Raw genomic sequence first — 11,405 nt, 5'->3', positions numbered from 1 at the left:
GAACTCACGTGTTGAGGTGACCGGGGATACGCAGGTGTCGTCGTACGACCTCGACGAAGTCAGGATCGCGCTTGGCGGCCCAGACGGCGGCCATGTGGCCGACGAACCAAAGGAGGAGGCCCGCGATCCAAAGGCGCAGCCCGATGCCGAGTGCTGCGGCAAGCGTGCCGTTGACGATGGCGATGGAGCGTGGCGCGCCACCCATCAGGATCGGTTCGGTGAGCGCGCGGTGCACGGGCGTGACGAAGCCTGGGATTTCTGCATCCATCAGATCACCACTCCACCGCCGAACGAGAAAAACGATAGAAAGAAGCTCGAGGCGGCGAACGCGATCGATAGGCCGAACACGATCTGGATGAGCCTGCGGAATCCGCCCGAGGTATCGCCGAACGCCAGCGAAAGCCCTGTGACGATGATGATGATGACCGCGATGATCTTCGCGACCGGACCTTCGACCGATTGCAGGATCTGATTGAGCGGCTGCTCCCACGGCATGTTGGAGCCAGCAGCGAAGGCTGGGCTGACGGTCAGATAGGTAGTCGCGAACACGGTCGTCGAAATGACGCATCGTTCCAGCGAAGATGTAACACTCATGATTGGTCCCCCAATGCTGCAAGGCTGTAATCACCGGTAGGTCCGAGCCCGGTGACGCTGGCGAGCTCGGCCAAGCGGCGATCGGCACCGCGACCGGAAAGAACGGCAATAACGTTGATGGTCTCCGCGATCAGGGCGCGGGGGACCGTGACGACGGCTTCCTGGATCAGCTGCTCGAGTCGACGCAACGCTCCGAGCGCGGTGCCCGCGTGGATGGTACCGATACCGCCGGGATGACCCGTGCCCCAGGCCTTGAGCAGATCGAGAGCCTCTGCACCGCGGACCTCCCCGATCGGAATGCGATCGGGCCGCAGGCGCAGCGATGAACGGACCAAATCCGATAGCGAGATCACGCCGTCCTTGGTACGCAACGCCACGAGATTCGGCGCCCTGCACTGAAGCTCCCGCGTGTCTTCGATAAGAACAACCCGATCCGACGTCTTGGCGACTTCGGCCAGCAGCGCATTGGTCAGCGTTGTCTTGCCGCTGGACGTGCCGCCAGCCACGAGTATGTTCTTGCGTACTTCGACCGCGACCTTCAAAGCGCTAGCTTGGCCCGAGATCATGATCCCCGCGGCGACGTAGTCGTCCAGCGTGAACACGGCGACGGCCGGCTTTCGGATCGCGAACGCCGGGGCCGCGACCACTGGCGGCAATAGTCCCTCGAAGCGCTCCCCCGTCTCGGGTAACTCTGCCGAAACGCGCGGCCTCCCTGCGTGAACCTCGGCACCCACGTGGTGGGCGACCAATCGAACGATGCGCTCACCGTCCGGAGCAGGTACGATTTCTCCGGTATCTGCCAAACCGCTCGATAGCCGGTCGATCCACAATCGCCCGTCAGGGTTGAGCATTATCTCGACGACAGCCGAATCTTCGAGAAAGCGTGCGATAACTGGACCGAACGCCGTGCGCAGCATGCGCGCAGCACGCGATATCGCTTCCGATTGAATGGAATGATGAACCACTGCCGTCCCCAACGAATGAGGCCGTCCCGAGCGGCCTCACATGGGGATGATTAGAAAAGCCACGGAGCGAGTTAGTGCAACAAGGCAATTATCCGGCTAGTAGCTTGGCGTACAAAAAGAAACGTCAAGGAATATCCGGCATCGCCACTCGGCAACGCGGCGAGATGAAGAATGGCCTCCGAGGCAATCCTTTGCGAGTAGGATTCCGTTTCGTCGCACACTTGTTGACCCAAGCGCATCACGTTCATCTCCCAATCTGCGATCTCAACAGGAGATCCGCGGCGCCTAACAACCCCGAATCTCTAGTTGGAGCTTCTTCCGGTCGAGAAGCAGCTTCGCTAAATAGGGCACGCAACCAAATTGGGCTTTGGGGACAGGCACGGTTGATGTCGGCTATTCACCTGATAGCGGCGCAATAGGAGAGATGGCCGAGGTTCGCCGAAGGGCCAACAGCCTACATTATTCGATGAGTTCAAAAACGCGCATATCGCCGCCGTGGTCCCCTTCCACCAGGCATTCCAGCAAACCGTCGCGCTTCAAGCGCCTCCGCCGCGCGTATCTCTGTCATGAGAGCTAAGATCTCTTGAACGACAGGCAACTGAGGACGGCTTGGTGCCACTTCTACAAATTGCTCGCGCAACATTCCAACAACCCAAGCACTCCCTCCCGCACGTCCTGGAAGTAGGCACCAAAGCCCCTCTCTATGCGCATCCGGTGGCTGACTCTCATCCACACCCCGGAAATCAACAATGACGGGTACTGAACTATCAAGCCACATCGCGGGAAAGCACTTATCAGGGGATGCGAGGAGGAAGCATCCCTGAATTTTCGTGGGCCTGAGATCACCCTTTCCCCTATCAAACCGTTGATAGTCTCGTTGTAGGCGGGTGCCATCAACAACCCACACCATATTTCCGTAAAAACGCTCGCGTGCAGCCCGTTCTAGCGGATCGAGAGGCGAATGCTGAAACTCAATCACAAGGCCATGTGGGGTACGAACATCAGCGATGTGCTTTTCGCCGGATTGCTCATCGTGCTGGACGAACTCTTGGCATTCGGCCGGGAAGTTGTTTTTCCACGCGCGGTGCCAGTCGGTTTCCTTTTCGGCCCAGGTGTCACAATCCCGCACTCCCCGGTGCGCCCAGTGGAACACTCTGTGCGTGCCACATTTGGCAATGACCTCGCCGTTGCAACGGCGACACTTTGCTCTCCCGCCGGGGTAGGCTTCAACACGTTGACCGCTTGCAAGTGCAAATCTCATTTGCAAAGACTCCATCTGGGAAGCCAAGAAATAGGTTGAGCTTATCTACATCGTGCACGCCGGCAACATGGTTCAGTGGATGCAACATCATGAATCGTCATAGTCGAGTGATGGTGGTGGTGATGATAATTCCAGCTATCGTGGTGATCGTGATCGCGGTACGAGCCGTGATGATGATGATGATTATGATGATGATAATGGCGGCGACGATGATGGTGATGATGCCGCCAACTGTGATGGTGATGACGATCATTGCGGACATTTGTGCCGGATCGCCTCGCATGTCGGTAATGGGTCAAACTGAGAAGAACTCAGTGCGAGCATATATTTTCCGCTTCCCCCTCGAACGCGGACATTCACCATAGCGGTCAACAAGTCGCTGATGGGCCAAAACGCGACATTGCGTTGCTTGCCGCGTCTACGCAAGTCCCCGTTCGCGATCTATAACTGGTTCAGGAATTCCAGGAGCGCATTGCTTACGTCTTTGGCGCGCTCTTGCTGAGTCCAATGACCGCAACCTTTCAAGACTATTGTCTCGCGAAGCAAGGGCACGAACTGTTTCAGGCTAGGGACGAGATGGCTCCAACTCGGCGATCTGTAAACCCCGTCTCGATCGCCAACGACATAGAGTGCCGGGACCTGAACCTTTGCGCCGGACCATGGTGCGAGCAACTCCCAATTGCGATCAATGTTGCGATACCAATTCAAACCTCCTCCAAAGCCGGTGCGCTTGAACTCTCCAACGTAAAATTCGATGTCACTGTCCGTGAGCCACGTCGGCAATGATCGGGTTGTAGGCTTCCCATCAAGCCACCCCCCCTCACTAGGAAGCATCGTGAGCGACGCAGGATCTTCAACCGGCGCATCGCCAGATAGGGCGAACAATGTCGTCTTGATTGCGTTGTGGACGTCTTTTTCGAGTTCTGCCTCGGCAACGCCCGGCGTCTGGAAATACAGTTGATAGAAGCGCTGCTTTTCGGTCCTCGGCATGACGGTGCTTGGTCGGTTGGGACCACGCACCTGAAACGGCACGCTCAAGCCAACGACGGCCCTAAATCGATCCGGTCTGAACAGAGCGCAGCGCCAAGCGACCGGCGCTCCCCAATCATGTCCTACAACGACTGCTTGATCCGTGCCGATCGCGTCGAGCAATCCGACCATGTCTCCGGTCAAATGCAATAGAGTGTATTGATCGATCGCATCAGGTCTGTCCGTCTGCCCGTAACCACGCATGTCGGGCGCGATGGCGCAATATCCGGCGGCAGCGAGCGCTTCCAATTGGTGCCGCCACGAATACCAGCACTCCGGAAAGCCATGGCAGAGAAGCACGGTGGGGCCGCTCCCTGCTTCGGCCAGGTGCATTCGAATGCCATTTGTCTCGATAAATCGATGCGAGATCGTCATTACCAACCTCCGTAAGATCCAGTCACATTGTGAGCTCCAGCCACAACCGAAGTGGCTCCGCCGACACCCAGTCGAACGGTGGACCGCCAAAACGACATGCTCTACGAATTTATTTTCGAGCCCGCACCGCGCCTCCGGCAGCATCGGCGCAAGTCGGCTTCGGGTCATGGGCGACAAAACTCGAGGTGAGCATAATAGGTCTGTTTTCGGGTGCTTAGCAGCCAATGTTGATGGCAGGCGGACTGCTTCTACGCACACGACCCTCTGGCTACCAGTCGGCTCCTGCGCACGCCTCAAGGATAGGACCGTCAATGGAAGAGCCGCCGGATCCAGCGGCGCTTCCGGGGGGTTCACCGAAGGCATTTCTGCCGAACGTCTGGATCCATGGCATCGCAAACCACACCAGCGCGGCGGCCTGAAGCGCAAGGCAAAGACCGAATGCGGCCTGATAGGCCGCGACCGGATAATGTCCGTCCTGAGACGGCCATTGCTCGACCACGAGCCCGATGCCGTATTGCATCGTGAACGCCCAGCCAAAGTGCAAGAGATTCAGAGCGCCATTGGCGCGCGCGGCAAATTCTTTGGGGAAGTAGTCGGCTATGACCGAAAAGCTTAGCACTGTTGCGGCACCAGCGATCGATACGATGGACCAAGGCAGAAGTGACGGCAAGGGAACGCGCAAAACCAGGGCGAGCTCGGCCACGATGAACAGGGCTCCTACGCCCCCCAATAGGACTTCCGTTCTTATGTTGTGTTTACGTAGGCGATCGGCCATGGCACCAAGCAGGATGGCTCCAAGGCTTAGGCCAACAGCCATCAGGAACATTTGAGCGGCCCGGCTGTGGTGGTCGAATCCTTCCACGTCTGTAAGCCAGGCTGCAGCCCACAATGACTGCAACGCCCAGGATGAACCAATGCAGGCGGCCGAGAGCGGTGCGACTCTCAGAAAGCGCGGATCTGAATAGATGGACCATAACGTAAGTGGCTTTCGCGAGGTCGTGGCGATTTCTAAGTCAGTTTCAGGTTTCGGAACGACCATATAGATCAGTCCACTTACCGCAACGGTCCCGATCGTCAGGATTTCGAACAAGCTCCGCCAACTAACATAGTTAAGCAACCAATCGGTTGGCGCCGTCGCCGTGACCGCGCCGAGCGATCCCAACATGATCATCCAGCCGTTGGCGAGTGCGACACGCTCTCTCGGAAACCAGGTGACGATGGCCTTGAGCCCGGCCATCAATGAGCCGGCAACGCCAAGTCCGATCATGGCGCGCGCAACAAGAAGCTCCGGGAAGCTCGAGGCGTTGCCGAACAGCGTTGCGCCGCCAGCCGCGATCACCAGCAGCACGCCTTGGACTCGACGCGGCCCAAATCGGTCTAGAAACACCCCTATTGGAATCTGGGTCAATCCGAACACCAGGAAGTAGATTGACGCGAGCAGCCCGGTCTCGGCGGCATCCAGCGCAAAATCGGAGGCCAATGCCGGCGAGATCGCGCCATTAATCGTCCGAAACAGGTAAGCAAGGTAGTAACCTGCGGCGAAGGGCAAAAAAACTGAGCAGATTAGCCGCCATTTTGACACCGGTGTTTCGCGCAAAGCCTCTAACGTTTTTGATGACTCTGGATCGGAATTTTGCGCTGCTGGCGGGCTTAGCCCTCGATTCAAGGTAGGTTCGGTCCGGTCGCTAGTATTCTTCTCATGCTGGGAAACGCCCGGACTGCGGCGCTCTGCCTTGGCTGATGCGGGCGGCGTCTGCTCGAGATTAAGGCGTTCCGGGGCAGCACTCGACTCCTTGAGAGCCGGCGTCGAATTGTGCGTCGGCCTCTCGTCTGTTGTCGGATTCGATTCTTCGTCTTGCGCAGAGTTTAGGCGATCGATGGTCTCCTGCATGAGCGGCCGGCCCTCACGAACGCGCCGATCGACTTGCTCGGCCAGGACTTTGAAGCGCTCGTTGCCGAGAATGACCGCCTCGCGCTGTCGCGATTCGGGAACCGGCGGCATGACGGTCAGATGATATCGGGCGTGCAGCGCGACCGTCTCGGCGATCATCTGCATATCGCGCGCGAGGTCATCGAACCTGGCGTGAATATCGTCCAAGTTCTCGCGCAGTAGAGCTTCGACTGACGTGGCTGGATTCAGAAAATGCTCGAGGGCGGCTTCCACAAGCATGCTCTTGCCGACGCCCGGTCGGTCGGTCGCGACGTCAAGCCGACCGCAGACGCCCTCACTAAGCCGAACCGTCACCTTGCGGCGTGCCGAGGCTTTGCGCTTGCGCGATGGTCGAATGTCCCCTCGATCGGCCTGCACATCCAGATCGGCTAGCTGTTGCATTTTCCGACAATCCCCCAAAGCCCCACGATCGAGACCGCGGCATCGCGATACGATTGATGAGGTGAACCGACCTGATGGGAATTACAGAAAGAACGGGCGAAGCATTGGTTCAACAGAGCAGAGCCGGAGACCATACTCTGGAGTAGAAAAAGAAAGGAGATGCGGAGTCGCGCTGACTGCAACTGAGTATCGGTGCAAAGGCAACGTCTGTTGTAAAGGATCACCAGAGCCCGAACGAAAGATCGACCCTCACCATTGGTAATCAATCGCCTTCACGAGTGAGGCGTTATGGCGTCCGGCTCTTCCTCAAGACCGAGTGGTGTCAGGCTCAAGTGGAGCCGGCTGACCTCTGACGTGGCCCGCGCTTTCAACCTCAGGCAATTCGATGCTGACTTCCTTAAGGACTGTCGATCCGCTCGATAGCCGCCGGCCGAGCGCTTCAACAAAACGATCATAGCGCTCGGCGCCCTTGGCGCGAGCTGCAGGGCTTGATTGCTCTGGGAGTGCCGGCGTTGACGTCAGCCAGAAACGAATGAACAGGGCTATTGTCTCGAGCGTGACACCGTCGTTGCGTTCAAGCCGCTCGAGCACGCGCACGATGCGATCCAGCCGCTTGGCGATCGCTGCCTCCCGCCGGTCCGAATCGTCAGGCGAAAGGAACGATGCAATCGCAGCCTCGGCAACCAGCGACTTGGGCCTGCCACGGCGCTTTGCGAACGTTTCAAGGCTGCGGAAGATCTCCGGATCGAGGTAGATGCTGAGCTGAGCCTTTTTCATGTGCCGAGCTCAAAGGCCCATATCGCCGTCCGGGTCGAGACTGACGGAGCGTGCAAGACCCGGCATCGAGCCGTTCAAGGCGCGCGCCTGCACGGCATCCGCATCATCGTCATCCCGATCGGCATCGAACTCGATTTCAGAGCGCGGCGAATTGATCACAAGCTTTTCGTTTTGTGGCAGTTCGGGCTCGCGGCTGTGACCACCATTCGGATCGCGGGCCTTTCGCTTCAGCGCTGTCAAGAGCTCGACCGCGGGTGTTATGGGTGGACGGACCGACCAGTCATCTTGCTGATCGACCAAATTGACCGGAGCATTGCCCGCGGGTCTCAGAATTCGGGATTGCAATTGGGGATCCTCATAATAGCGAACCTTGCGGGCACGTACCGGGTGCACGCCCGAAACCATCACGATCGCCTCATTGGGCGAGAGCTGCATGACTTCTCCTGACGTAAGCAGCGGACGCGATGTTTCCTGGCGGCTGACCATGAGGTGGCCGAGCCATGGAGACAGTCGGTGCCCGGCATAATTCTTCATGGCGCGCATCTCGGTTGCGGTCCCGAGCGCGTCGGACACCCGCTTGGCGGTACGCTCATCATTCGTCGAAAACGCAATGCGGATATGGCAATTGTCCAGGATGGCGTGGTTAGGCCCGTAGGCGCGTTCGAGCTGGTTCAGGCTCTGGGTGATCAGAAAGCTGCGGATGCCGTAGCCGGCCATGAAGGCAAGCTGGCTCTCAAAGAAGTCGAGCCGGCCGAGCGCTGCGAACTCGTCAAGCATCAAAAGGAGTTTTTGGCGACACCGGCCCGTCTCCAGGATCTCTGTTAACCGCCGGCCGATCTGATTGAGGATCAGCCGCATCAGCGGTTTCGTGCGGGCGATGTCGGAGGGCGGCACTACGAGGTAGAGCGATATCGGCCGAGGCCCGTCAACGAGGTCGCGTATCCTCCAATCGCTGCGTCCGGTAACTTTGGCAACGACAGGATCGCGATAGAGCCCTAAGAAACTCATCGTGGTCGACAAGACGCCGGAACGTTCATTTTCACTCTTGTTGAGAAGCTCGCGCGCCGCCGAAGCGACCACGGGATGAACGCGATCGCCCAGATGCGGGGTCGCCAACATCACATTCAGAGTCGCGTCGATCGGCTGCGACGGGTCAGACAGGAAATTGGCGACGCCGGCGAGCGTCTTGTCGGCCTCCGCGTAGAGAACATGCAGGATGGCGCCAACGAGCAGGGAATGGCTGGTCTTCTCCCAATGATTGCGCCGCTCGAGCGCGCCTTCGGGATCGACCAGGATGTCTGCGATATTCTGCGCGTCCCGCACCTCACTGTCGCCCTTGCGGATCTCGAGCAGCGGATTGTAGGCGGCGCTCTGCTGGTTGGTCGGATCAAATAGTAGCACGGTGCCAAAGCGGGCACGAAAACCCGAGGTCAACTGGAAATTCTCGCCCTTGATATCGTGGACGATCGTGGAACTGGGCCAGGTCAGCAGCGTCGGAATGACAAGGCCAACGCCCTTGCCCGAGCGCGTCGGTGCAAAACACAGCACATGTTCCGGGCCGTTGTGCCGCAGGTAACGGCCGTCAAAACGGCCAAGTACAACGCCGTCGGGTCCAAGAAGTCCAGCGCGCCTGATCTCGCGCGCGTCCGCCCAGCGGGCCGAGCCATATGTCGTCACATGCCGAGCTTCCCTCGCCCGCCAGACCGAGAGGACGATGGCAATAACGACGGCAGCGATCCCGCCGCTTGCGGCGATGCAGGCACCCTGCATGAAGATGACAGGCGCGTAGGCATCAAACTTGAACCACCAGATAAAGAAGGCAAGTGGTTGATGGATCGGCCAGCGGCCAATCATGAACCAGGCGGGACCGAGCTGCGGCTGGTAAGCAAGACGCCAGGCGGTCCACTCCGTCGCAGCCCAGAGGAAGCCGAGCACGACGATCGAGACGAAGAGCAGTTGCCCCCAAAGGATGCGTGTTGCTGACATGGCCAGAGGCATTGCGCAACGCCGAGCGCCCGTGCAACGGCAAGTCTCTTCCAGTCGCAGTGTCGCGCAGTATGGCGCAGGAATCGGCGGGTCAGAGCGAGAGCTCTCGCTTGCGGCCAAAATTCCAGTCCACGCCCCCGGGACCGGCAATGCCGCTCACTTGCCTGCCAAGTTCCCGCTCCAGCGACGGTAGCCAGGGCACGAGCTGAAAACCGAGGCCATTGTCGATCATGGCGAAGCGGCCCGAGGAAAGTGAGAGCCTTCGGCTGTAAACTCCCGCGACGGAGTCTCCTGCCTCTGCAGGCAAATACGCGAGCCCCGTCTCGGAGGCCAAGCGCCGGCCCACACTGTCGAGCTCGCGATCGCGAAGGGTCGCAATCAGGCTACGGCCCAAGGTAACCTTGTCCCCGTCCCTGCTCGCGAATCCCTGCTCAACCAGCGTGTCGATACGTCGGTCGAGCGCGGCACGGACTTCGCCGCCGAAGCCGGCGCGCGAGAGATCGACCGGCTCGCGAGCGACGAGGCGACGATCAAGCCAGGTTGCCCCTCGCGCTTCAACCTGCTGGTCGAGATTGAGGTCCGAGCGGACCGCAAGCGCGATCCGCTGCCGGCCCCGCGCGTCCCTAAACCGCCGCAGCTCTACAATGCAGCCGATCGGACCGTCACCCGCGGCTTCGATTTCAGGGAGTTTCAGGTGATGCACCCGTCCGTCGACGCCGTCGACCACCGCGAAGGCCGTTGCCTTAAGTTCATCGTCGAGCCCCCGCGCGATGAGGCGGCCGACCACGGGTTCGCCGTGGCTTTCGCCTTCGAGCGCCCAGGACGACGGCGCGCGTGCGGCACCATCCTTGGTAAGGGTCTTGTGCAGGCGCTTGATGATGTCGCCACGCTCGCCCAGTCCTCGCAGGCGCTGCTCTGCATCTTGTGCCAGCACCCAGCGCGCAGGCCCGGCTGGCTCGGCCAGACCAAGCCGCTCGAGCGTGCGCATCCGCCCGATCCGGATCTCCCGCAACGGATCGCGCACACCATCCCGGTCCGGCCGGAGATCAATGACCCCATCCGCCGCCCCCGCTTGCCGGGCCAGCACCCGATCGATCCGTGTCCAGCGCTCGGCTGTCATATCGGTCTCCAGGCGCTGACGGGTCTCGAGCTCTGTTCGCGGGCCGAGCTCGCGGGTGACGAGATCCCCGGCACGGGCACGCAGGCCCGTCGAAATATAGTCGCGACTGATCACGAGGTCCTTCCCGTCATCGGCCCGGCCGCGCACGAGGATGTGTATATGGGGGTGCTCGGTATTCCAATGATCGATGGCGACCCAGTCGAGCCGGGTGCCGAGGTCGCGCGAGGCCTGGTCCATGAGTTCGCGAGTGAAGCTGCGCAAGCTTGATAGCTCGCCGGCATCGTCGGGTGAGACAATGAACCGGAAATGATGCCGATCGCCGTCGCAACGCTCAGTGAACGCTCGGCCGTCGGCCTCGTCTCCGGCCGCATCGAACAGTTTTCCAGGTGCGCCGTCTCGGGTAACCCCATCGCGCTGGAGATAACTGACGTGGGCGCGCAGCGCGCCCGGTGAACGCATCCGCCTCACTACCCGCGCTTTGACAATGGCACTGCGGGCGCGGTTGTTGAGGAAGCGCGATGCGGCAAGGCTCGCCGCGCGGCCGCGCCCAAACCTGCTGTCGCGCGTGGGGCCGCCCCGCGAGAGACCGCCGGACTTTTGCGCGGCGCTCAGTGCCTGCGCCAGGAAGGATTTTGTCCTTGGCGAGCGCGTCGAGCGGATTCGGCCAGGACGGATGCGAAAATCGTCATTTCCGGTCATGTTAGGCTCACAGAGTGTGGAAAGCTGAGCGGCAATAGCGCCTTGCTGAGAAACGCAAGTTGCGCGGGATATTGCGCAATGTTTGCAGGAGCACTGGAATTCTCGGGTACTCAGGCCCCCAACCGACCGCCCGCACCTTTGGTGCTTTATCCTGCCCTCGTCGGTCGCTCCCTCCCAGCGCCCATCTCATGAGCTTGGAACGTGCCAGAGCTGGCGGTGGCTTGCGACAAAATGCAATTCCAGTCATCGCGTTGGATCCTCATATGA

10 protein-coding genes are annotated in these 11,405 nt (G+C 60.1%); 1 reads left to right on the top strand and 9 read right to left on the bottom strand.

Annotated features, from left to right (window positions below; genetic code table 11):
• Positions 1–4 precede the first annotated feature (4 nt).
• Genes V1283_RS11200 through trbB form a run of 3 tightly spaced genes read right to left on the bottom strand, consistent with a single transcriptional unit; the run spans position 5 to position 1,511 of the window.
• Positions 5–268 (bottom strand): VirB3 family type IV secretion system protein, encoded by a 264-nt coding sequence (locus V1283_RS11200; RefSeq protein ID WP_334386539.1) that lies wholly within the window; start codon positions 266–268, stop codon positions 5–7.
• Positions 268–594: a TrbC/VirB2 family protein gene (locus tag V1283_RS11195; protein WP_334386538.1), complete on the bottom strand. Its 327-nt coding sequence runs from the start codon at positions 592–594 to the stop codon at positions 268–270. The genes V1283_RS11200 and V1283_RS11195 overlap by 1 nt, the downstream gene beginning before the upstream one ends.
• Positions 591–1,511, bottom strand: a complete 921-nt coding sequence (gene trbB / locus V1283_RS11190; RefSeq protein WP_442895725.1) for a P-type conjugative transfer ATPase TrbB — start codon at positions 1,509–1,511, stop codon at positions 591–593. The genes V1283_RS11195 and trbB overlap by 4 nt, the downstream gene beginning before the upstream one ends.
• Before the next feature lie 1,009 nt (positions 1,512–2,520).
• Here trbB and V1283_RS44630 point away from each other — a divergent pair.
• Complete coding sequence (locus tag V1283_RS44630; RefSeq protein WP_442895724.1) at positions 2,521–2,859, top strand: hypothetical protein; 339 nt, start codon at positions 2,521–2,523, stop codon at positions 2,857–2,859.
• Between the two features lie 58 nt (positions 2,860–2,917).
• Here the strand turns inward: V1283_RS44630 and V1283_RS11180 are convergent, their stop codons facing one another.
• The 6 genes from V1283_RS11180 to V1283_RS11155 all read right to left on the bottom strand — a co-directional run bounded on the left by V1283_RS11180 (position 2,918) and on the right by V1283_RS11155 (position 11,138).
• Positions 2,918–3,082, bottom strand: coding sequence for a hypothetical protein (locus V1283_RS11180; RefSeq protein ID WP_334386534.1), 165 nt, complete (start codon positions 3,080–3,082; stop codon positions 2,918–2,920).
• Between the two features lie 179 nt (positions 3,083–3,261).
• Positions 3,262–4,224, bottom strand: a complete 963-nt coding sequence (locus V1283_RS11175; protein ID WP_334386532.1) for an alpha/beta fold hydrolase — start codon at positions 4,222–4,224, stop codon at positions 3,262–3,264.
• Between the two features lie 268 nt (positions 4,225–4,492).
• Positions 4,493–6,556: an MFS transporter gene (locus tag V1283_RS11170; RefSeq protein ID WP_334386530.1), complete on the bottom strand. Its 2,064-nt coding sequence runs from the start codon at positions 6,554–6,556 to the stop codon at positions 4,493–4,495.
• A gap of 306 nt (positions 6,557–6,862) precedes the next feature.
• Positions 6,863–7,333, bottom strand: coding sequence for a CopG family transcriptional regulator (locus V1283_RS11165; protein WP_334386528.1), 471 nt, complete (start codon positions 7,331–7,333; stop codon positions 6,863–6,865).
• 9 nt (positions 7,334–7,342) lie between these two features.
• Complete coding sequence (locus V1283_RS11160; RefSeq protein WP_334386527.1) at positions 7,343–9,319, bottom strand: conjugal transfer protein TraG; 1,977 nt, start codon at positions 9,317–9,319, stop codon at positions 7,343–7,345.
• Positions 9,320–9,410: 91 nt separating this feature from the next.
• Positions 9,411–11,138, bottom strand: coding sequence for a relaxase/mobilization nuclease domain-containing protein (locus tag V1283_RS11155; RefSeq protein WP_334386526.1), 1,728 nt, complete (start codon positions 11,136–11,138; stop codon positions 9,411–9,413).
• Between the last annotated feature and the right edge of the window lie 267 nt (positions 11,139–11,405).

Source organism: Bradyrhizobium sp. AZCC 2262 (assembly GCF_036924535.1).
GTDB lineage: Bacteria > Pseudomonadota > Alphaproteobacteria > Rhizobiales > Xanthobacteraceae > Bradyrhizobium.
The sequence above is the reverse complement of the archived record's forward strand: the minus strand, read 5'-3'. Positions and strand labels throughout refer to the sequence as shown.

Excerpts from the sequence above, each read along its gene's own strand:
- V1283_RS11165 (WP_334386528.1), bottom strand. The coding sequence starts at position 7,333 with ATGAAAAAGGCTCAGCTCAGCATCTACCTCGATCCGGAGATCTTCCGC.
- V1283_RS11200 (WP_334386539.1), bottom strand. The coding sequence starts at position 268 with ATGGATGCAGAAATCCCAGGCTTCGTCACGCCCGTGCACCGCGCGCTC.
- V1283_RS11180 (WP_334386534.1), bottom strand. The coding sequence starts at position 3,082 with ATGTCCGCAATGATCGTCATCACCATCACAGTTGGCGGCATCATCACC.
- V1283_RS11170 (WP_334386530.1), bottom strand. The coding sequence starts at position 6,556 with ATGCAACAGCTAGCCGATCTGGATGTGCAGGCCGATCGAGGGGACATT.
- V1283_RS11195 (WP_334386538.1), bottom strand. The coding sequence starts at position 594 with ATGAGTGTTACATCTTCGCTGGAACGATGCGTCATTTCGACGACCGTG.
- V1283_RS44630 (WP_442895724.1), top strand. The coding sequence starts at position 2,521 with ATGCTGAAACTCAATCACAAGGCCATGTGGGGTACGAACATCAGCGAT.
- V1283_RS11155 (WP_334386526.1), bottom strand. The coding sequence starts at position 11,138 with ATGACCGGAAATGACGATTTTCGCATCCGTCCTGGCCGAATCCGCTCG.
- V1283_RS11160 (WP_334386527.1), bottom strand. The coding sequence starts at position 9,319 with ATGTCAGCAACACGCATCCTTTGGGGGCAACTGCTCTTCGTCTCGATC.
- V1283_RS11175 (WP_334386532.1), bottom strand. The coding sequence starts at position 4,224 with ATGACGATCTCGCATCGATTTATCGAGACAAATGGCATTCGAATGCAC.
- trbB (WP_442895725.1), bottom strand. The coding sequence starts at position 1,511 with ATGCTGCGCACGGCGTTCGGTCCAGTTATCGCACGCTTTCTCGAAGAT.